The sequence below is a fragment of the Syntrophomonas curvata genome (assembly GCF_052976825.1).
Map to the genome: position 1 here is coordinate 3033839 of NZ_CM129641.1, position 21429 is coordinate 3055267.

The following is a 21429-nucleotide window of genomic DNA, read 5'->3' on the forward strand; positions in this document are numbered from 1 at the left end:
CTGTGGTTTTTCGGATTTTTATCCTCCCACTTTGTTAACCGGGTAACTAATCAATAACTTCCAGCCCCATACTGCGGGCTGTACCTTCTATCATTTTTACTGCCGCATCTACATCGGCAGCATTGAGGTCGTCTTTTTTGATCTCGGCAATCTCTACCAGTTTGGCCCGGGTAACTTTGCCCACCTTTTTCTTATTGGGCTCACCGGAACCTTTATCTACGCTGGCGGCTTTTTTAAGCAAATCCGAAGCGGGCGGAGACTTAAGTATAAAGGTGAAAGACCGATCCTCGTAAACGGTTATTTCCACTGGAACAATGGAACCTGTCTGGTTAGCGGTCTTGGCATTATACTCCTTGCAAAATCCCATTATGTTTACACTGTACTGACCCAGAGCAGGTCCTACTGGTGGTGCTGGCGTAGCTTTACCTGCAGCTATTTGCAATGATACTTTTCCAATCACTCTTTTGGCCATATTTCCACCTCCTTACACTTTCTCTATTTGTTCATAATCCAGTTCTACAGGTGTTTCCCTGCCAAACATAGATATATTAACCCTTATTTTACCGCGATCAGGCAACAACTCTCGGACTACGCCTTCGAAATTGGCAAACGGCCCGGTTTTTACCCTGACGTTTTCACCTATTTCGATATCAATAATCTGGGGTTTGCTCTCAACCAGACCCATCTGTTGGAGTATTTTCTGAATCTCATCATCCTGCAGGGCCACGGGCTTGTTTCCGCTGCCAACAAATCCAGTTACTCCAGGGGTATGGCGCACTACATACCAGGAGTCTTCATCCATTATCATATTAACTATAACGTAACCCGGAAAAACCCGGCGGCTGGTAACTTTCCTTTTCCCACCCTTATATTCGACTTCCTGGGCTTCGGGTATGATAACCTCGAAAATTTTGTCCTGCATATTCATGGATTCTACCCGCTTGGACAGGTCAACTTTTATCTTATTCTCATAGCCTGAATAAGTATGCACCACATACCATTCACCCTGCGCTTTGCTTTCCACGGTTGTATCGTCCATATTCTGATTTTCGCTCTTTATGTCCTGTTCCAATTCGGTATTACTGATTGGAACCACCTCCTCCATGTTTAAGCAAAGGCCTTGAATAGTGCTTCCAGCAGTAAGGATAAACCGGAATCAAATAACCATATAATCAAAGCGACAATGGTAACCGAAACCAGCACTACCCCGGTATACGCCACCAGTTGCTGCCGATTGGGCCAGTGGACTTTTTTCAGCTCGTTATAAACGCTGACAAAATACTGTTTGGTATTGTTCCAGCGCAGCTTGAAACCATCGGACTCTTTTTTAGCGGGAACACTCTTGGTCACTATTATTCACATCCCTGACTTTACTTAATCTCTCTGTGCAGCGTGTGCGAATTGCAGAACTTGCAATATTTCTTTAGTTCCACCTTGTCGGCCTGTTTTTTCTTATCTTTGGTAGTCGTATAATTGCGTTGCTTGCATTCGGTACATGCCAGTGTTATACCAACTCTCACTCTGAATACACCTCCATCCTGTGCACAGAAATCCTAAAATACTCTATCACACTGGAGTTCCGGTGTCAATAACTAGCCTTGGGGGGACTTCCCGTCAAGCATTTATTTTGCTGCAATTAATATTTTAGCCAAAACGAAAATAAATTAAAAGAAGTGAGAACATTTCCCACTCCTTTATTGTCAATATGGTAGCGGCGAAGGGATTTGAACCCCTGACACTACGGGTATGAACCGTATGCTCTAGCCAGCTGAGCTACGCCGCCAGATGGAGCCCTTAACCGGACTTGAACCGGTGACCTCATCCTTACCAAGGATGCGCTCTGCCGACTGAGCTATAAGGGCGTTGGTTTTTTGGTTGCCCCCAGTCGGGGACCACTTATTTCAATTCCCTGCGGGAATATTTTATTTTTGGTTGCGGGAGCCGGACTTGAACCGGCAACCTTCGGGTTATGAGCCCGACGAGCTACCAACTGCTCCATCCCGCGATATCAGTGGTGGAGGGAGAAGGATTCGAACCTTCGAAGGCGTCGCCAACAGATTTACAGTCTGCCCCCTTTGGCCGCTTGGGTATCCCTCCATAGTCGTTCACCTGGAGCCGAGCACAGGACTTGAACCCGCAACCTGCTGATTACAAATCAGCTGCTCTACCGATTGAGCTAGCTCGGCTCAGCAAGTAATATTGTATACTCTGCGGAAATCAAAGTCAATAGCTGCTCAAAGGTTTTGTCGTTAATCAGTGATAATGTCATGGTATAACTCTTCAGGGAAAATGTCATCCCCCAGAAAAGATATAATGGGAGGATGAAATTAGAAATGAGCAAACAAGAAGCAAGAAAAATAACTATCATCGAAGAACTGTTGGCAGGCCGGTTTACAAATAAGCAGGCTGCAGAGCTTTTAGACCTCAGTGTAAGACAAGTACAGCGGATGAAAGCGGAGGCATCCGCAAATGGGGTTATAAGTATTTTGCATAAGAATAGAGGACGGAAACCGGCTAATGCATTGGATCCTGAAGTTGCTGAAAAAATCTGCCGAATTTATCAAACGGAGTTGTCCGGATATAATTTTTGTCATGCTACCGATGTGCTTGCTGAAGATAAAGATATTTTTGTTTCGGTAAGCACTGTCTCAAGGTATCTTAGGGCCAGTGGTATTCGCTCTCCAAAGGCCAAGCGCAGACCCAAGAAACATCGTTCCAGAAATGCCCGGGAGCGCGAGGGTGAAATGATTCAGATGGATGCTTCCAGCTTTGATTGGCTTGGCAATGGTTCCTACTTGCACCTGCACGGTGCGGTTGACGATGCCACTGGTCGTATCCTGGCTCTTCATTTCGAAAAGGAAGAAACCTTTGAAGGTTATTGTGAACTGATGTTTCAGATGAATCAGAATGGGCACCTGCCAAGAGAAATCTACACTGATGGCAGAACCGTTTTTGTTTATAACAGCAAAAAGAAAAAGGAATTAACCCTTGAAGAAGAATTGGCCGGCAAAGTGGAAAAGCAGACTAACTTTGCCAGAGCCCTTAAAGAACTCAACATCCTGTTAATCATTGCCCGGTCTGCTCAGGCTAAAGGTGGTATTGAAAGGCTCTGGGAGACTTTACAGGACCGTTTGGCGAAAGATATGCAGCGTAAAGGAATTTCTTCTATCGAACAGGCTAATGATTTCCTAAAGCATTATATTCCCTACTACAACCGTAAATTCGCCGTCCAGGCTGCCAGCCCGGAAAAGGCCTATTTGCCTAAGCAAGATATGTCTGCATTGCAGTTGATTTTTGCCAAGCATGTAACAAGAAAAATCGATTCAGGGCTTTCCTTTTCCTTTGAGAACCATAAATACCGTCTGCCTGCCAAGGTGGAAAATATAAAAGTCCCTGCATCCCCTCATGATACGATTACTGTAGCAACCAGTAAGCATATCGGAATGCAGGTCCTTTACAAAGGCCTCGTTATTAAACCCGAATTGCTCAAAACTCAGCCCAAGGAAAGTATAGTACAAATACCTCAGCAGGACAATTCCTTGAATAGCCTGCCGGCTCAGCCCAAAATCAAGCCAAAGAACAAATCACCTTGGTTCGCATATAGTGAAATCTTCTATTCTAAGAGCCGCAGCAGGGATGACATTTCTGCTGCTGAGTTATCTAGGTAAAGGGGTGACATTTTCCCTGACCATTGACATAGCTGCTCAAAGGTTTTAATTTGTAAAATATACTGGCAGGTTTAAGATTAGTAAGGCCTAAAGCTTTGCTCATGTTGCCGGGAGCAGGCAAACCTGTCTTGGCAGGTCGCTACAGATCGTTTCTATCTTCCAGATATTTTTCCAGCTTGCGTTTTACCCTCTGCAGGGCATTGTCGATAGATTTTACGTGCCTTTTCAGATCGGCCGCAATTTCCTGGTAGGATTTTCCCTCCAGATAAGCCATAAGAACTTTCCATTCCAGAGAGCTAAGTATTTCACCCATTTTCTTCTCAATAAATATAAATTCTTCCCGGCTGATGATTATATCTTCGGGATTGGTAATCCTGGTAGTAGAAAGTATATCTATGAGGGTTCGATCTGACTCTTCATCGTAAATCGGCTTGTTAAGTGAAACATAGGAATTGAGGGGAATGTGTTTTTGCCGGGTCGCGGTTTTGATCGCAGTAATAATTTGCCGGGTTATGCATAATTCAGCAAAGGCGCGGAATGAGGTAAGCTTGTCCAGCTTATAGTCGCGGATAGCTTTAAACAGGCCTATCATGCCTTCCTGGATAATGTCTTCCTTATCCGCTCCTATGAGGAAGTACGACCTTGCCTTGGCCCTGACAAAATTTTTATATTTATCCACCAGAAACTCAACCGCAAATTGATCCCCCTGTTGGGCCAGATCCACTATTTCTTCATCAGTCATTTCAGTATACGCAAGAAATATTTTTTGAGCAGCAGCGATAGAATTAGGCATTCAATCGCCTCCATAATAATTGTTATTTATAGGTATAAAATGGATATGCTGAAGTGTACCCAAATTTATTATAGCTACCATGCTGAGCTACGTCAAGCCAATAGTATAGCGCCTTAGGGCAAATCAGGACAATTATGCCAATTAAGCCTGAGACCATTTCTGCTTTCAATACCGGTAGATTAACGCAGCTAATCCTATTGTTTTTACAAGATCTGACTTTTTCCCCTCTGACGCAATACTTCATAGATTAACAGGGCGGCTGAAACTGATGCATTAAGCGATTGCAGTTTGCCCCACATGGGTATCCTGACCAGAAGATCACAGTTTTCTTTTACCAGCCTGCGGATACCCTTGCCCTCAGAGCCAATGACCAGGGCCAGAGGTGCGGGAAAGGATATTGAAAAGCAATCACTTTCAGCCGCCATATCAGCCCCGGCAATCCACAGCCCCTTCTGCTTCAGGTTTTTAATGGTATTTACCAGGTTAGTCTCCTGTACCAGCAGGACATGCTCAACTGCGCCAGCAGAGGCCCGGGCCACACCCTGATTAATCTCGGCTGAACCATGACGAGGGACGATTATACCATGAACCCCGGCACATTCCGCGGTACGGATGATTGAACCCAGATTTTGGGGATCCTCCAGACCATCCAGGATAAGAATAAAGGGATCCTCCCCCCGTTTTGCAGCCAGCTGGAATACTTGATCCAAGTCGGCATATTCATAACTCTCCACCAAAGCCAGTACACCCTGGTGATTAACCAGACCACTCAGGCGATCCAGCTGAGGTTTATCCACATATTGAACATAAACACCTTTTTTCCCAGCCAGGCGAACCAGTTCTTCGGTTCTTTTATTCTGGCGGCTATTGAGCATATATATCTTGTCTATCTTGCGCCGACCTTTTAAGGCCTCCATAACACTATTGACCCCGGCAAGTTTTTCCTTCATGCAGGCAGCTATTCTCCTTTTGATTATTATCAATGAATCACAAATTTCACTGGTTTATCCCGTAACCTCGCTTTTTCACCCAAGGTGCTGGGGTCTTCCCGGCTACGGGTTGAATAAATCGTCGGTTATGACTATCCCGGCATAATGTTCTTCCGGGAAGGAACGGTCATATTCTATGTCATCGTAAAGGCTGGGCATTTGTTCCCGAAAATAGAGCAGGAGGGGTATGGCCACCTGCCTCATCTGGGGATGGGCAGCAGGGTCGCAGCGCAGGCGGAAAAAGTGCCGCCATTCCCTCATGTTGTATGTAACCACTATCTCCGTTTTTAACGAATTGGGCAGCACTGAACGAGCTTCCTGGGCTGAGCGTCCGGCTTGCAGCAATGCCATGTAGCCATTTTCAGCTGCCTGGCAGGCATCTTTCCACTGTTGGTAGGCGGCCTCGTCATCAAGGAAAAAATACGGTTCGATAACCGCAATTTCGTTGCCGAATTTATCCTGACTATAGCGGCAGTAGCGGGTGGACTCCTGACTGTAAGCAGCTATTCGGTGCCGGACTATTTCATGCGATATCCCCCGGTCAACAATAAACATTACTGTGGCTTTTTCATGTTCTATGATTGATTCATGCCCCAGCTTGAGTTTGCTTTTTAAAAAATCGGGATTGCCTTCGCCAGTCATTTTGTCTTCCGACTTATAACAAACCCGGGCATAACGTTCCAGGCGCAAGAGAATATCTTTTCCCAGGGTCTTGCCGGGAACCAGCACCCGGGGCTGCTGAATAATCATCATCCCATCCTCCTCGTTTTTTTAAAATTAACGCGGATCACGCGGATTTATACAGGATTTATACTGTGTTATTACTGCCTTTATTGTACTCCGGTATTTACATCTCATTATTGTCCAACGCCTGGTTGACCAGGTACAAGAGGCGTTCTTCATCACCTTTGAGATAGAGATAGCCCAGCAGGGCCTCGAAGCCGGTACTTAATTTATAATCGCCCGGGTCGGCGTGGCGGGGGGGGGTGCTTTTGGCATTGCGGCCCCTTTTTATTATATCCTGCTCCTCTTCACTCAGCTCATGGTACAGCTGCCGGGTCAAACTTGCCTGGCTTTGGGCCTTGACCAGCTCCACCGTATCATGATGAATTTCACTGACCTTGCGCCGGCCGGCGGTGACTATATGCCTTCTTACCAGCAGTTCGAACACCGCGTCACCAATATAGGCCAGGACTACCGCCGGGTACTCCCGCAACATGCCCTCATCTACTGTTTCAAGCCTCAGCAATCTTCCACCTGGCTCCTTTCCCGGTATCTTCCAGCACAATACCGGCCTTTTGCAAACTATCCCTGATATAATCCGCTTTGGCATATTGTTTTTTGGATTTAAAACTTGACCTCAAGGCGATAAGCTCCTCCATGAGCAAGTTCAGCCCCGGGGGTGATTCGTAACGGAAACGGGTTCCGTCGGGTGTATCTTCGCTGGCAATACCCATTGCGCCCAAGAAATCACGGATATCATCGGCCAGTTGGTAGTCCTTCTCCTGACGGGCGGACTGGCGCAATTCGGCTATTATGTTCAATATCTTCTCAACCCCGGCGCTTTCATCCTGCCTCGGGTCCATAAAAATACCCAGCACTTCTCCCAGTTCTTTAAAGATGGAGGCTGTTTTAGCAATTACAGCCTGATCCCGGGCATTGTCAGGCTGAGCCGAAGCCAGGTAATTGTTAATCCGGTGCGATATTTCAAAAAGTGAGCCCAAGGCCCGGGCAGTATTGAAATCGTCATCCAGGGCAGCTATAAATTCCTGCTGCAGGTCGGTCACGGCTTGACTTAGTTTGAGAGCTTCACCTTCGATTTTTTCATCTAAATGACAGTTCTCCCGCTGAAACTCGTTAACCAGTATCAGCGTAGTCTTCAAACGTCCCAGGGCTTTACGGGCTTCCTCCAGTTTTCCATCGTCAAAGTCCAGGGGACTGCGATAATGGGTAGCAATCAGATAAAAACGCACCACATCCGCCGGATACTTATCCAGTACATCGCGCAGCAGGAAAAAGTTGCCCAGTGATTTGGACATCTTCTCGCTATTTACGGTGATAAAGCCATTGTGCATCCAGTAGCGGACAAACGGTTTGCCGGTCAGGGCTTCCGCCTGAGCTATTTCATTCTCATGATGGGGGAAAATTAAATCATTTCCGCCACCGTGAATATCTATAGTATCCCCCAGGTATTTGTTCGCCATTACGGAACATTCAATATGCCAGCCCGGTCTTCCCTGCCCCCAGGGGCTGTCCCAGGAAGGCTCGCCCGGTTTGGCCGCTTTCCACAGGGCAAAGTCAGCCGCTTCCTCTTTGCGCTCGTCCACCTCCACCCGGGCTCCGGCCAGCATATCCTCCAGGCTGCGGCCGGAAAGCTTGCCATAATCCTTAAAGGCCTTCACCCGGTAATAAACATCACCATCAACCGCATAGGCAAAACCTTTGGCTATGAGAATACTTATGGCGTTGACTATGTCACCTATATGCCGGCTGACCTGCGGGTGTACGCCGGCCCGCAAAATATTAAGGGCATCGGCATCCTTAAAGTACTCATTTATATAGCGCTCCGCCAGTTCCAGGGCGTTTTCCCCTTCCTCCCGGCCGCGCCTGATTATTTTGTCATCTACATCGGTAAAATTCTGGACATAAGTCACCTCATAGCCACGATAGGCCAGGTAACGGCGCAGGGTATCAAAGACTACCAGGGGCCGGGCATTGCCCAGATGAATGTAATTATAGGTCGTGGGCCCGCAAACGTACATTTTTATCTTATTCGGTTCAAGAGTTTCCAGCTCTTCTTTTTTGCCACTGAGGGTATTGTAAACTCGCATGGTCGGTCACCTTCTCTTCATAAGATTGCAGGCGTTTTTCCAATTCTTCAATCCGGGCCTGCATAGCGGCAAGGGTGTCGGCTATGGGGTCGGGTAAAAGATGATGCTCCAGGTCAACCTCAATTTTTCCGTCGGTTACCCGGGCGCCGTTACGAACTACGATTCTTCCCGGAACACCAACAACTGTACATGAAGGAGGAACACTTTTCAATACTACCGAACCGCCGCCGATTTTGGCATTGTCACCTATCGTTATGGCTCCCAGCACCTTCGCTCCCGTACTTATAACCACATTGTTGCCGATAGTGGGATGGCGCTTGCCCTTCTGCTTGCCGGTTCCTCCCAAGGTAACGCCCTGGTACATGGTAACATTATCTCCTATTTCTGTAGTCTCGCCAATAACTATACCGCTGCCATGGTCAATGAATACTCCATTGCCCACTTTAGCTCCAGGATGGATTTCAATCCCGGTAAGCCAGCGGCTTATATGAGAAATCAGACGCGCCAGGAAGAAACATTTCCTGACATAGAAAAAATGGGCTATCCGATGATTAATAATAGCATGAAATCCAGGGTAACAGAAAATTACCTCCCAAAAGCTGCGGGCTGCCGGGTCTCTCTCAAATACCACCTGAATCTCCTGTTTAAGCCTGGTAAACATTTTTATCCTCCTTAAAAGTTATTAAAAATATAAAAGGCCTTTCGTCTCCTCAAGAGGCGAAAGGCCATTTTCCGCGGTTCCACTCTTATTAAATACTGCCGCAGCAGTATTTCACTCATAACGTTTAACGGTATTTACCGGGCATGCCTACTGTATATTCTCAACATGCCTGCTCCCGGGCGCAATTTCGGAAAAGCTTCATACTGTAAAGAGGCTCTCAGCCGGTGACCTCTTTTCTCTGGCAGCGATCGCAGCCCTACTTCTCCCATTCGCAGCATTTATATATGGAATTACTAAAATTATATGCATACCAATCGTGAAAGTCAACCCCGGGCGACTACTTAATCATCTCCAGGACCTGGCGGACGCGGTAGAGTGATTCTTCCCGGCCCCAGAGGAATACTAGATAGGGCAGGTCAGGCCCATGGGTTTTGCCGCTTAAGGCACAACGCAGGGGCATAAACACATTTTTAGGTTTTAGTTTTAAGCTTTTTGTAATTGCCTTGATAAACTGCTGAATTTCGGCTGCTTCTTTATAATCAGGCAGCCCGCCGATAAAGGCTTCTAAAACCTGTTTAGCCCCATCCGCCTGCAGAACCTCCATAGTCTCGGCATCATATTCGGGAAGAGCAAAAAACTCTTCCAGCTCTTTGGCAATATCGGCCAGGCAAACGATCCGGTCACGCAGTACTTCCACCAGCAATTCCAGCTGCACTTCATCCAGCTGAGCCACATTTTGAGAAAAAGAAGACTCCTGCAGGTAAGGCAGAATAAGTGCTTTTAACTCTTCATGGTCTTTTTGTTTGATATACTGCTGGTTTATCCAGTTTAGCTTATCCAGGTCAAACACAGCCGGATTTTTAGCCACCCGCTCCAGGGTAAAGGCCGAGATTATTTCATCCGGGGAAAGAATCTGCTCTTCTCCTTCCGGTGACCAGCCCAATAAGGCCAGGAAGTTAAACAGGGCTTCAGGCAGATAGCCCATTTCCCGGTACTGTACCAGCGAAGTGGCGCCGTGGCGCTTGCTCATCTTCTGCCGGTCGCTGCCCAGAATAAGGGAAATGTGGGCAAATTCCGGCCGTTTCAGATTCAGGGCATCATAAATCATCAGTTGCCGGGGAGTGTTGGACAAGTGCTCCTCGGCCCGGATAACATGACTTATCCCCATCAGCACATCATCTATCACCACGGCAAAATTATAGGTGGGTATCCCATCTGATTTGACAATAATAAAATCCCCGATGTTATTGCTGTCAAAGCTGACCCGGCCTCTTACCAGGTCATCAACCACATAGAACCGGTTTGATGGTACTTTGAACCGAATCGCCGGTTTTTGCCCCTGCGCCAGCCTGGCCTTAACCTCTTCTGCCGTCAGATAACGGCATTTACCGGAATATCCCGGCATTTGCCCGCTGGCCATGGCCTGTCGGCGTTCTTCCTCCAGTTCTTCTTCACTGCAAAAACAGTAATAGGCCTGATCCGACTCCAGCAGACGCGCGGTATATTCATTATATAAATCCAAACGCTCGGTCTGCCGGTAGGGGCCATTTTCCCCGCCGACTTCCAATCCCTCATCCCAGTCGATTCCCAGCCAGTGCAGGGACTCAATTATTTCCTCCTCATACTCCGGGCGCGAACGCTCCAAATCCGTGTCTTCACTTCTTAAAACCAAATCCCCATGGTTATGCCGGGCAAAAAGATAGTTGAACAGAGCCGAACGAGCTCCGCCTATATGTAATGGTCCCGTAGGACTAGGCGCAAACCGGACTTTTAATTTATTCATACCGTTCCCTCCTTGCATACCTGGTAATTATACCATTATGGTCAACCCGGCAACAATACCACAGGCACAGCCCCATAAGCGTCATGTTGAACTTCCAGGGTCCCCTAATCTATCATAGCTACAGCCAGCGCCGCTATGCCTTCTTCCCGGCCTTCAAATCCCAAGCCTTCGGTGGTGGTAGCCTTTACATTAACCTGTTCCGCTTTTATCTGCATCACCCGGGCTATATTCCGACCCATCGCCGTTGCGTAAGGCGCCAATCTCGGTTGCTGAGCTATGATGGTGCTGTCGATATTAATCACTTTAAAACCTGCCTGATGAAGCTTATTCCTTACTTCCTGCAGCAGGAAAAGACTGCTGATATCCTTATAACGCAGGTCGCTGTCGGGAAAATGCCGGCCAATGTCCCCCAGTCCTGCTGCTCCCAGCAGGGCGTCACAGACGGCATGGAGCAAGACATCGGCATCGGAATGCCCCTCCAAACCTCGGGGATAGTCGATTTCCACTCCGCCTAAAATCAATTTTCGTCCTTCCTGTAAACGATGGACGTCATAACCGTTGCCAATACGCAAAACTTCTCCTCCCTAAATAAGAAAATAGACGCGGATGAACCGCCGATTCATTAATAAAAGAATTTCCCTGAACTCCGCGTCAAAAAACATAACCGGGCGATTGAAAGTACAACAGCTCTGTTGGGATGCATCCAGACCGTCACCTTACATGTTCAATAATGCCTGAGCTATGACCAGGTCTTCCGGGGTGGTTATCTTGAGATTATTATAATTACCCGGAACCACTTTGACCCGGCCGATGTATTTTTCAAACAGGGCGGCATCATCCGTACTCCGAAAATCTTCTTCACAGGCCATTTCATAGGCCTGGTACAGTTCACTGTAGCGAAAAATCTGAGGAGTCTGGATAAACACCACACTGGAACGATCCAGGGTATTGCCCACAAAACCATCCCGGTCAATCATCTTTAAGGTATCCCGGGCACAGATGCCGGGAATAGCGGCGCCCCATTCCTGAGCAGCCTGCAGCAGTTCGCTCAAGAGGCTGAACGTTAAAAGTGGCCGGGCACCATCGTGCACAGCCACATAGTCCGTATCTTCACCAAGTTCTGTCAGTCCAGCCCATACTGAGTCCTGGCGTTGTTCACCCCCGGGGATGACTTTTTTGACCTTCCGATAGCCGAATCTTTTTACAATCTCCTTTTCACAGTATTCGGTTTCCCGGGGATGGGCCACGACGATTATTTCATCCACCGCGTCGTATTGCTCGAATACATCCAGGGAATATCTCAGGATGGGCCTTTCTTTCAGAAGCATGTACTGTTTATTGATTCTGCTCTTCATTCTGCTTCCGGTTCCTGCCGCCGCGATAACAACCCGCAGGTTGTTAGCCATATAATTTCACCTCTTGTACTTCCTGAAAAACATGATTGACGCTGCTGCTATTTTCCTCACGCACCTTGCGGGTGAAAATCATGCGCCCGGCTGCGGTCTGAAATACACTGGTAACCATTACTTCCAACTCATTGCCGATTTCATGGTGAGCATCCTCAACCACTACCATGGTTCCATCCTCCAGGTAACCTACACCCTGTCCGGCTTCCTTGCCCTCTTTTATAATCGAAATGTGCATGGTCTCTCCCGGATAGACAATTACTTTCACCGCATTGGTCAGTTCGTTTATATTAAGAACCTTGATACCCTGCAGTTCGGCTACTTTATTAAGATTGTAATCATTGGTTATGATGCAGGCGTTAATCTGTTTGCAAAGACGCAACAGCTTATTATCCACGTCTTTTTCTTCAGGTATATTTGCTTCAATTATATCAATTTTTATGCCGGTGTGTTTCTGCATTTTCGACAGCAGCTCCAGTCCCCGCCTGCCCTTATTGCGCCTTATATTGTCAGATGAATCGGCAATATGCTGCAGCTCTTCAATGACAAAAGTAGGTACAATCAGCTGCCCCTCCAGAAAATGGCTTAAACATACATCATAGATACGTCCGTCAATTATAGCACTGGTATCAAGCACCTTGGGAGAGATTAGAGCTTCACTTGCTTCTTCGGTGATGGTGGAGTGGGGGAATAGTTTAATAAAATCCGGAGCTCGACGCGCACCTATGGTTGCGCCCAGAAAACCACTCAGACAGAAAACCCCCAGGGTTAAAAAGTCGCCGACTCCATCCAGCAGGGAGAGAGGAAAGGTGCTCAAGACCCCCACCAAAATACCCATAAAAAGTCCGGCCATGCCGCCCAGCAGTATATCACTCGGCACACTATCCAGGGTTCGATTCATGTAAGCAACAGCCTTTCGAGCCAGTCGGACTAACAAGGCAAAGCCCAGATAAAACAAGACTGCGGCTATTATGCCCAAACCCAGATTCCATAAAGGTTTCAATGGCAACAGTTGCTGAACGGTATATGCCGCCCAGATACCGAAAATAAGTGCTAAGAGAAATAATCTACCGGAAAAACTGATTTCGCTACGCACATTATACACCTCCATATTTACTATTTTTGTTTAGGAGCTGCATAATTATACCAACTATTGTAAAAAAACTGGTAATGTGGTCTAATCGGGTTGTGCTGTCCTTCCGGGAAGGTGGGCACCGGGGGATTAAAAGAGGTAAAGACGGGATTGGGCTGGTAGTAAAGGATTTTAGGAAATTTTGTAGACGCCCGGAAGGGTGGCGTATAATTGACAATGCCCGGAAGCAAAAGCTATAATTTAGAAAAGTCTTATATTAAGGGGGCAAGCCTTTTGAAGGACTTGATTTGTGATGAGTTCCAAAATGTTGTGGGCGATCTCCTGATAAGGCACCGCAGCATACTGGATATCCTTTCCAAGCTTTCCGAGTCCAGTTGCCGGGTCAACCGGGCAGTAGCCAAATCCGTAACTGATTGCGGTTGCTTGTCAATTGAGGCCAATAAGCTGCAACTGCCGGATCAAATTGATTCCTTTGAAGAGTTAAAACAGTATTTGGACAGCCATCTTAAAGGACATATCTGCCCTAATTGTGAAGAAGTAATCAACAATGAACTGGGAAAACTCCTCTTCTACGCTGCCGCTCTCTGCAACACACTGGATATCAGCCTTTATGATGTTTTTATTAAAGAGTACAAAAAGGCATCCACCCTGGGGATTTTTAATTTGACTTGATTTTTAATATTAAAACCGCTTCTTTTTACGGAAGCGGTTTTTGCTTTTCTGTTTTAGACCATATATTCCAGCAGCTGTTGTTCCTGCATACGCTTAAGCCCATTCTTAATGGATCGGGCTCTTACCTCTCCTATGCCTTCTACTTCATCCAATTCTTCAATACTGGCCCGCAAGATGTGAGTAAGCAGGCCAAACCGTTCCACCAGATTATCGATGATAGAGGTGGGAATGCGGGGCAACTTCTGCAGCATGCGGTATCCGCGAGGTGAAACCATCTGATCCAGGTGGCTGGTTGCCGTACCCAGAGAGAGCAAACGGGCAATAAACACTAAATCAGATATGTCTTCCTCAAAGGAGCGCATCATCGCAGCCAATAATTCATGCGGATTTTTTTCAGTAGTATTGGAATAATCCTGAATAATCAGCAATGCCTCCTCTTCCACATTGGCAATCATCTCATCCAGCTGCATCCTTACCAGCCGGCCTTCACTGCCCAGCTCGGCAATATAATGTTCTATTTCATTGGCTATCCGCAAAACCTTGATGCTGCGCTTAAGCACCTCGCATACTTCGGATACGGTCACCATGTCTTCAAATTCCAGTCCTCCCAGGTGTTGCAGTTCCCTTAACATTACATTGCGGTATTTTTCCAGGGTCTGCAGAGCCTGGTTGGCCTTAACCAGAATAGAGGCCAGGTCACGCAGGCGGAAAACGATATTGCCCTGATACAGGGTGATAACTTTACGCCGCTGGGATATGGCAACCACCAGTTCACCCGTCTGCCGGGCTACCCGTTCGGCCGTGCGATGACGAATTCCGGTTTCATTGGAGCGTATATGGGGGTCAGGATCCAGTTGCGCGTTGGCAATTAAAATCTTGCCGGTATCATGACTGGTAATAATGGCCCCATCCATTTTAGCCAGTTCGTAGAGCCGCGCCGGGGTAAACTCGGTATTAATTTGAAAACCGCCACTGACAATCGCCATTAGTTCCGGAGAATCTCCCACGACTATCAGCCCGCCGGTATTGGCTAGTAGTATGTTCTCTATACCCACCCGAAATAAAGTGCCCGGTGCGAGCATTTGCAAAGATTTTCTGAACTGCTCCTGATAGGTATCTTCCACCCGCTCATCCCTCCATGATTAAATCTATAAATTCTTCTATGGTGTTTACCTCAAGTACCTCCAGATCGGAGCGGTATACCCGGTTTTTAGAGGCACTGCCTGGTACAACTGCTCTTTTATAGCCCATTTTTTGCACTTCCTTGAGCCGAAGGTCCAAAAATGGTACCGACCTGATTTGCCCGGTCAGGCTTAACTCACCTATGAAAACCGTATCCGAAGGCAAAGGCCGCTCCCGGTAACTCGATATAATTGCGGCTGCAATTCCCAAATCAACCGAGGGGTCTTTTAAAAATACCCCCCCGGTAACCTTGAGATAAACATCGTTGGCCGCCAGGTTATACCCTGTCTTCTTCTCCAGCACCGCTATTATCAAGGCCAAGCGGTTCTGGTCAATGCCCGATGCCATACGCCGGGGATATCCCGCTCCGGAGGCCGAAACCAGGGTCTGCACCTCTATCAGCAGCGGGCGGCTGCCTTCAAAACTGGCGGTAACAGCAGTTCCATTACTGTCCGGCAGTGCCGGACTGAGAAAAACATAGGAAGGGTCTACCACCTCTACCAGCCCCCGGCCGCTCATCTCCATCAAACCTATTTCATCGGTTGATCCAAAACGGTTCTTGATTCCCCGCAACAGGCGAAAGGAGTAATTTTTTTCCCCCTCAAAATAGATTACTACATCCACCATGTGCTCCAATACCCGGGGCCCGGCCAAGGCACCGTCTTTGGTTACATGGCCCACCAAAAAAAAGGCCTTGTCACTATTTTTGGCTATGTTGATTATCCGGGCGGTACACTCCCGTAACTGGGAAACACTTCCGGGAATAGACGATATATCGGGGGAATAGACGGTTTGGATGGAGTCCACGATAACCAGCTCGGGATCTATTTCTTTAATATAGCCATCCAGCAAATCTATATCTTGCTCATTGAGCAGATAAATAGCAGGATTATTTATATCTAATCGTAAAGAACGCAGTCTTACCTGTTTCAATGATTCCTCGCCGGAGAGGTAAATTACAGTTTTTCCGCCCCGGGCTACCGCATCAGCCACCTGCAGTAATAAAGTTGATTTGCCTATGCCAGGGTCTCCCCCCAGCAATATTACCGAACCCGGCACCATTCCTCCGCCCAGTACCCGATCCAGCTCCCCTCTGCCGGTTCTCAATCTCCGGATATCCTGGTCGGAAATAGCGTTCAGGGGCACCGCTTCTGTAGTCCGTCTGCGGCCTGGAGCAGTCTTTTTTTCCAGAGGCTCTTCCACCATGGTATTCCAGGCATCACAGCCGGGACATTTACCCAGCCATTTACTGCTTTCATAACCACATTTATTGCAGGAAAACCTACTTATACTTTTTCCCATAGTATTCTCCTTTAAAAATATTATAAATAAAATACCGTTATCTTTACCAGTTAATTTCATTTAATAAGGCATTTTTTCCCTTTACGCATGGTAATAAAAAAGGAGGCTGATAAAGCCCCCTTTCTGTTTGATATAATTATCCTTTTCGTATTACAATAGCACCATCCTGGGCATCAACCACTATCCTGTCGCCTGGCTCTACCGTTTTTTTCAGTATCTCCTCCGAAACCCGGTCTTCAACCAGTTTTTGTATAGACCGCTTTAAAGGGCGGGCGCCATAAGCAGGTTCATAACCCTCTTTTAAAATCACTTCCCGGGCAGCAGAATTAATCTCCATACTGTATCCATTTTCCTCCACCCTTTTGCCCAGATCCCGCAACAGCAGGTCGATAATCTGCTGCAGTTCCGCTTCATTCAAGTTGGAGAAAACTATTATTTCATCAATACGGTTCATCAACTCCGGTCGGAAGGTATGCTTGAGCTGCTCCATTACCCGCTCTTTCATCCGGCTATAGTTCTCGGCTTCATCAACGGCACTGGTGAAGCCTACTTTTTTGGTATTCTTTATAGCTTCAGCCCCGACATTGGAGGTCATAATCACTATGCTATTGCGAAAATCCACGGTACGCCCCTGACCGTCAGTCAGGCGGCCATCCTCCAGAATCTGCAGCAGGATATTGAATACATCCGGATGGGCTTTCTCAATCTCATCCAGCAGAATAACCGAATAGGGTTTCCGCCTGATTTTTTCAGTCAGTTGTCCTCCCTCATCATAGCCCACATAACCCGGCGGAGAACCGATCATGCGGGAAACCGCATGTTTTTCCATATATTCGGACATGTCCAGCCGGATTACGGCCTCTTCGCTGCCAAACATGGCTTCGGCCAGGGCCCTGGCCAGCTCAGTCTTTCCAACCCCGGTCGGTCCCAAGAATACGAAGGAACCTATAGGGCGCTGCGGATTCTTCAACCCCGCCCGGGCTCTCCTTACAGCCCGAGCTACCGCCTGAACCGCCTCTTCCTGGCCTATTACCCGCTTATGCAGAACATCTTCCAGGTGTACCAGCCGCTCGCTCTCCGCGGCAGCCAGTTTGCTGACCGGTACTCCGGTCCAGCTCGATACTATGGCAGCTATTTCTTCCTCGCCCACTGAACCTACCTGCAGGCTGCGCTTATTAACCCATTCCTTGCGCTCATTCTCTATCTCATCACGCAGCCTCTGCTCTTCGTCCCTGAATTTGGCGGCTTTTTCGTATTCCTGGGCATTGATGGCTTCTTCCTTTTCTTTACTGATTTCTTCCATTTGTTTTTGTTTTTCTTTCAAATCCTCGGGCAGAACATAGTTGGCCAACCTTACCCGGGAGGAAGCTTCATCAATAAGATCAATGGCCTTGTCGGGCAGATAACGGTCACTGATGTAGCGAGTCGACAGCTTAACGGCTGCAGTGATGGCTTCGTCTTTTATCTTAACTCCATGATGAGCCTCATAACGGTCGCGCAGGCCTTTCAATATCTCTACGCTCTCTTCCTCACCGGGTTCGTCCACCACGATGGGCTGGAAGCGCCTTTCCAGGGCCGCATCTTTTTCAATATGCTTGCGGTATTCGTTTAAGGTAGTGGCGCCCACACATTGGAATTCCCCCCGGGCCAGAGAGGGTTTGAGAATATTGGCCGCATCTATTGCCCCTTCGGCCGCACCGGCTCCTACTATGGTGTGCAGTTCATCAATGAATATGATTACATCTCCGGCGGATTTTATTTCATTAACTATCTTGGTTAAGCGATCCTCAAATTCCCCCCGGTATTTGGTTCCGGCTATCATAGTGGAAATATCCAGGGCTACTACCCTTTTATTGCTCAGAATTTCCGGAACATGGTTTTCATTTATCCGCTGCGCCAACCCTTCTACAATAGCCGTCTTGCCTACGCCCGGATCACCGATTAAAACCGGATTGTTCTTGGTTCGGCGCGAAAGTATCTGTACTACCCGTTCTATCTCCTTTTCCCGGCCGATCACCGGGTCCAGCCGTCCCTCCCCTGCATCCTGAGTTAGGTCGCGGCTAAAGGAGTCCAGAGTCGGGGTTTTGCTCCGGCTTTTCTTTTTAGCCTGGAGGGAAGCGGCTGGGTTTACCTGGGATTCCTGATAGGGATTGCTGTTGTAACCGGCCGAGGCTTCTCCGCCTAAAAGCAGCATGACCTGCTCCCTGACCTGCTCCAGCCTTACTCCCATGGATATCAAGACCTGGCCTGACACCCCTTCCTCTTCCCGGATTAAAGCCAGCAGCAGATGTTCGGTGCCCACATAATTGACCCCCTGCAAGCGGGCCTCGTCAAAAGCCAGGTTAAACACCTTCTTGGCCCGGGGGGTGATGGGCAGATCACCGGCCGCTCTTTCCGCATTGGCATTATCTTCGCCGATCAGGCGGGTGATTTCCTGACGCACCTTTTCCAAGTCCAGTCCCATATTTAAAAGCGCCCGGGCGCCTACTCCTTCACCTTCCCGGAGCAGTCCCAGCAGTATATGTTCGGTGCCGATAGCCGGGTGATTAAGCTGCCGGGCTTCTTCCTGAGCATGAATAACGGCATTTCTTGCCCTCTGGGTAAATCTTCTAAACATATATAACTCCTCCTTTCGTTTATCGAACGGTTTTATGCCAACCATTGATTATACAGATTATCACCGATTTTTTTAAAGGTTTTTCGTCCGGTTAATTCTGATGAACGCACCACGGCCGCAATTTCGTACCCCAAAGGCATGACCGGCAGACATGCAGCCTCAGTGCTAATCTGCGCCTGGTTACTTCTTGTTCAATGCTCCCTGGTGGCGGCGAGTCTTTCCTTTATGACCTCGGCGCGTTTTATATCGCGATGGAAGGCATCCATTTCCTTGCCCGCCTTCTTCTGCAGGTGGGCAGGGCGGATGGCAATCACCAGTTCATTGAGGGCGAAGGGTTTTATTCTGGCCAGTATCCCCAGGTCAACTCCCAGCCTTACATCGGATAGGAGGGCCATCGCTTCATTGGAATTAATTACCCGGGCACTGCTCAGTATTCCATAAGCCCTGCCTACACGGTCCTCAAGCTGGTATTGCATATCTTCCTTGAGCCTTTCTCTCAACAATCTTTCCTGCTCGGTAATCCGTTCGGTTATGCCCGTTAGATTATTAATGATATCTTCCTCGGTCTGGCCTAGGGTTACCTGATTGGAGAGCTGGAAAAAATTCCCTATAACTTCGGTCCCTTCCCCATATATGCCTCGTACGGTCATACCCAGCTGAGCGATATTGTGAAAGATCTGGCTGGTCTGCCCGCTGATGGCTATAGCCGGCAGGTGGAGCATAACTGAAGCCCGCATTCCGGTTCCAACATTAGTGGGGCAGGAAGTAAGGTATCCCCTTCTTTCGTCAAAGGCAAAATTCAGGTGCTGTTCCAGGTCATCATCTATCTGTTGAGCCTGGCGGTAACACTCCTGCAGTTGCAAACCGGGCAGAAAGCACTGGATACGCAGGTGATCTTCCTCGTTTATCATTATTACCAGAGAGCCGTCCTGATTAGTCAGTACACCCCGATACGATTCATCCGATTCTGCATGCCCGGGGCTGATCAGATGCTTTTCCACCAGCATTTTCCGCTCCAGAGCGGTAAGCTGGTTAAAGGTAAGCAATTCCATTTCCCTAAGATTGGGGATGGTGCTTTTTTTCCAGGCATTCTCTATGGTCTGCAGGCTCTTTTTCCCGCTCTCCCGGTCAAGTATCTGCGGAAAAGGGATCAAGTCAAGATTCCTGGCTAAACGCACCCGGCTGCTTATTACTATGTCAGACTCCGGACCTTCATCAGCAGCCATCCAACGGACAAAACTGCTGTTCAGTAAATTATCGGCTTTCATTGTCCTTCCCCCTAACCTAGCTTTTTCTCTATATCTTTGATTGTATCCCTGATTTCTGCTGCCTTTTCATAATCCTCAGCCGCAACCGCCTGTTGCAGTTGTTGCTTCAGGGTTTCAATTTTTTTCTTCACCATGACCTTTTCTCCTCCCCGAGCGGGTACTTTGCCAACATGCTCACTATTACCATGAACCCTGCGCAGAGTAGGATCCAGCTCCTTTTCAAAAGCGGTGTAGCATTCGGAACAACCTAACCTGCCGGTATTCCTGATATCATTTAAGCTCATACCGCAATTGGGACAAATCCCTACCGGTAATTGCGCCTTTACATCGGGAAGATTAAAATTGCTTCCAAACAGACTGCCCAACAAATTGGGTATAGAGAAATTATTGGCCACATCAAACATAAAAGCCCCTTTCTGGGCTGCACATGCTTCGCATAAATGAGTCTCCACTTTTTTGCCGTTATACATCTGAGTAAGATGAACCGTTGCCGGTCTTTGTTTGCACTCTTCGCAATACATGCCCATTCCTCCTTTGAAGTAACGAATTTGTTTATACTCATAACTTTTTATTTGCTGTTTCTGAACTCAGTTGGTATCGGTATAATCGGCCAGCACAACTCTAAGCTGCTTAAATAAATGCTTTCTATATTCGGGTGACATATCTTTAAAAGCACAGGCGATAAGATGCTGAAGTATTTCCCCCTGGCTCGCCGTAATTGCTTTTTCCTGCAGCAGTTCATCTATCAATGTCATCAATTCATCTTTGCCGGCATTTTCTTCATCTTCCAGCTGATACCTGGTGATACGGACAAAACCTTTGCCGCCACGGCGGCTCTCCGTAAGGTAGCCCTCAAATTCGGTGAATCTGGTGCTGATAACATAGGTTACCTGGGAAGGAACGCAACCAAAGGTCTCCGCCAGCTCTGATCTTTGAATCTCAATCTGTTTGTCATCACTGCGCTCAATCAATACTTTAAGGTATTGTTCAATTCGGTCGGCCAGGCTTTTTTTCATTACCTCGTCCCCTCTTTGACTTTAATTGACTATATGTTTTAATTTTACTACTGATTTTTAAAATGTAAATAGCTATGTTTAAACATCCTTGACTAAATTTAACTAAAAGGCCCTTATATATTTTAGCCAGATATGCAGATTAATATGA

Annotated in this window: 22 protein-coding genes, 5 tRNA genes and 1 other annotated feature; of the genes, 2 read left to right on the plus strand and 25 right to left on the minus strand. The window is 47.6% G+C overall.

The features are described from left to right. Positions 1-46: 46 nt before the first annotated feature. The 9 genes from rplK to ACU70B_RS14060 form a co-directional block, all read right to left on the minus strand. Positions 47-472, minus strand: a complete 426-nt coding sequence (rplK, locus tag ACU70B_RS14020) for a 50S ribosomal protein L11 (protein ID WP_447184137.1) — start codon at positions 470-472, stop codon at positions 47-49. A 12-nt stretch (positions 473-484) separates the two neighbouring features. After that, the gene (gene nusG / locus ACU70B_RS14025; protein ID WP_447185790.1) at positions 485-1039 is read right to left on the minus strand and encodes a transcription termination/antitermination protein NusG; all 555 of its coding nucleotides are present in this window, start codon (positions 1037-1039) and stop codon (positions 485-487) included. Between the two features lie 68 nt (positions 1040-1107). Next, positions 1108-1350 (minus strand): preprotein translocase subunit SecE, encoded by a 243-nt coding sequence (gene secE, locus ACU70B_RS14030; RefSeq protein WP_447184138.1) that lies wholly within the window; start codon positions 1348-1350, stop codon positions 1108-1110. A 20-nt stretch (positions 1351-1370) separates the two neighbouring features. Then, positions 1371-1520, minus strand: coding sequence for a 50S ribosomal protein L33 (gene rpmG, locus ACU70B_RS14035; RefSeq protein WP_447184139.1), 150 nt, complete (start codon positions 1518-1520; stop codon positions 1371-1373). A 186-nt stretch (positions 1521-1706) separates the two neighbouring features. Beyond that, positions 1707-1783 (minus strand) — tRNA-Met (locus tag ACU70B_RS14040). Between the two features lie 3 nt (positions 1784-1786). After that, a tRNA-Thr gene (locus ACU70B_RS14045) sits at positions 1787-1862 on the minus strand. 67 nt (positions 1863-1929) lie between these two features. Beyond that, positions 1930-2005, minus strand: a tRNA-Met gene (locus ACU70B_RS14050). 7 nt (positions 2006-2012) lie between these two features. Continuing rightward, a tRNA-Tyr gene (locus tag ACU70B_RS14055) sits at positions 2013-2097 on the minus strand. Positions 2098-2110: 13 nt separating this feature from the next. Next, positions 2111-2186, minus strand: a tRNA-Thr gene (locus tag ACU70B_RS14060). Positions 2187-2333: 147 nt separating this feature from the next. Between ACU70B_RS14060 and ACU70B_RS14065 the strand changes: the two genes are divergently transcribed. Next, positions 2334-3668, plus strand: a complete 1335-nt coding sequence (locus tag ACU70B_RS14065; protein ID WP_447183053.1) for an ISNCY family transposase — start codon at positions 2334-2336, stop codon at positions 3666-3668. A gap of 139 nt (positions 3669-3807) precedes the next feature. Here ACU70B_RS14065 and sigH read toward each other — a convergent pair whose 3' ends face one another. The 10 genes from sigH to ACU70B_RS14115 form a co-directional block, all read right to left on the minus strand. Then, positions 3808-4461 (minus strand): RNA polymerase sporulation sigma factor SigH, encoded by a 654-nt coding sequence (gene sigH, locus ACU70B_RS14070; protein WP_447184140.1) that lies wholly within the window; start codon positions 4459-4461, stop codon positions 3808-3810. A gap of 203 nt (positions 4462-4664) precedes the next feature. Continuing rightward, positions 4665-5411 (minus strand): 23S rRNA (guanosine(2251)-2'-O)-methyltransferase RlmB, encoded by a 747-nt coding sequence (gene rlmB, locus ACU70B_RS14075; protein ID WP_447184141.1) that lies wholly within the window; start codon positions 5409-5411, stop codon positions 4665-4667. Between the two features lie 102 nt (positions 5412-5513). Beyond that, positions 5514-6203: an FAD-dependent thymidylate synthase gene (thyX, locus tag ACU70B_RS14080; RefSeq protein WP_447184142.1), complete on the minus strand. Its 690-nt coding sequence runs from the start codon at positions 6201-6203 to the stop codon at positions 5514-5516. A 94-nt stretch (positions 6204-6297) separates the two neighbouring features. After that, positions 6298-6699, minus strand: coding sequence for a Mini-ribonuclease 3 (locus tag ACU70B_RS14085; protein ID WP_447184143.1), 402 nt, complete (start codon positions 6697-6699; stop codon positions 6298-6300). After that, positions 6686-8281: a cysteine--tRNA ligase gene (gene cysS / locus ACU70B_RS14090; protein WP_447184144.1), complete on the minus strand. Its 1596-nt coding sequence runs from the start codon at positions 8279-8281 to the stop codon at positions 6686-6688. Before cysS ends, ACU70B_RS14085 begins: the two co-directional genes overlap by 14 nt. Next, on the minus strand, positions 8229-8942 hold the full coding sequence (gene cysE / locus ACU70B_RS14095; RefSeq protein ID WP_447184145.1) for a serine O-acetyltransferase: 714 nt from the start codon (positions 8940-8942) through the stop codon (positions 8229-8231). The genes cysS and cysE overlap by 53 nt, the downstream gene beginning before the upstream one ends. 49 nt (positions 8943-8991) lie before the next feature. Next, positions 8992-9224, minus strand: a binding site (T-box leader). 55 nt (positions 9225-9279) lie between these two features. Next, positions 9280-10725 carry a glutamate--tRNA ligase gene (gene gltX, locus ACU70B_RS14100; protein ID WP_447184146.1) on the minus strand — a complete coding sequence of 482 codons (1446 nt, stop codon included), beginning with the start codon at positions 10723-10725 and terminating at the stop codon, positions 9280-9282. Positions 10726-10829: 104 nt separating this feature from the next. After that, positions 10830-11297, minus strand: a complete 468-nt coding sequence (ispF, locus tag ACU70B_RS14105; RefSeq protein ID WP_447184147.1) for a 2-C-methyl-D-erythritol 2,4-cyclodiphosphate synthase — start codon at positions 11295-11297, stop codon at positions 10830-10832. A gap of 144 nt (positions 11298-11441) precedes the next feature. Continuing rightward, positions 11442-12131 (minus strand): 2-C-methyl-D-erythritol 4-phosphate cytidylyltransferase, encoded by a 690-nt coding sequence (ispD, locus tag ACU70B_RS14110; RefSeq protein WP_447184148.1) that lies wholly within the window; start codon positions 12129-12131, stop codon positions 11442-11444. After that, positions 12124-13227 (minus strand): PIN/TRAM domain-containing protein, encoded by a 1104-nt coding sequence (locus tag ACU70B_RS14115; protein ID WP_447184149.1) that lies wholly within the window; start codon positions 13225-13227, stop codon positions 12124-12126. The genes ispD and ACU70B_RS14115 overlap by 8 nt, the downstream gene beginning before the upstream one ends. 270 nt (positions 13228-13497) lie before the next feature. Between ACU70B_RS14115 and ACU70B_RS14120 the strand changes: the two genes are divergently transcribed. Next, positions 13498-13896: a nucleoside triphosphate pyrophosphohydrolase family protein gene (locus tag ACU70B_RS14120; RefSeq protein WP_447184150.1), complete on the plus strand. Its 399-nt coding sequence runs from the start codon at positions 13498-13500 to the stop codon at positions 13894-13896. A gap of 53 nt (positions 13897-13949) precedes the next feature. Here ACU70B_RS14120 and disA read toward each other — a convergent pair whose 3' ends face one another. The 6 genes from disA to ACU70B_RS14150 all read right to left on the minus strand — a co-directional run bounded on the left by disA (position 13950) and on the right by ACU70B_RS14150 (position 21281). Further along, positions 13950-15020: a DNA integrity scanning diadenylate cyclase DisA gene (disA, locus tag ACU70B_RS14125; protein WP_447184151.1), complete on the minus strand. Its 1071-nt coding sequence runs from the start codon at positions 15018-15020 to the stop codon at positions 13950-13952. 4 nt (positions 15021-15024) lie between these two features. Continuing rightward, positions 15025-16380 (minus strand): DNA repair protein RadA, encoded by a 1356-nt coding sequence (gene radA / locus ACU70B_RS14130; protein WP_447184152.1) that lies wholly within the window; start codon positions 16378-16380, stop codon positions 15025-15027. Positions 16381-16516: 136 nt separating this feature from the next. Next, positions 16517-18997 carry an ATP-dependent Clp protease ATP-binding subunit gene (locus tag ACU70B_RS14135; RefSeq protein ID WP_447184153.1) on the minus strand — a complete coding sequence of 827 codons (2481 nt, stop codon included), beginning with the start codon at positions 18995-18997 and terminating at the stop codon, positions 16517-16519. A 191-nt stretch (positions 18998-19188) separates the two neighbouring features. After that, on the minus strand, positions 19189-20265 hold the full coding sequence (locus ACU70B_RS14140) for a protein arginine kinase (protein WP_447184154.1): 1077 nt from the start codon (positions 20263-20265) through the stop codon (positions 19189-19191). Between the two features lie 11 nt (positions 20266-20276). Further along, the gene (locus ACU70B_RS14145; protein ID WP_447184155.1) at positions 20277-20786 is read right to left on the minus strand and encodes a UvrB/UvrC motif-containing protein; all 510 of its coding nucleotides are present in this window, start codon (positions 20784-20786) and stop codon (positions 20277-20279) included. A 66-nt stretch (positions 20787-20852) separates the two neighbouring features. Next, positions 20853-21281, minus strand: coding sequence for a CtsR family transcriptional regulator (locus ACU70B_RS14150; RefSeq protein ID WP_447184156.1), 429 nt, complete (start codon positions 21279-21281; stop codon positions 20853-20855). Positions 21282-21429 lie beyond the last annotated feature (148 nt).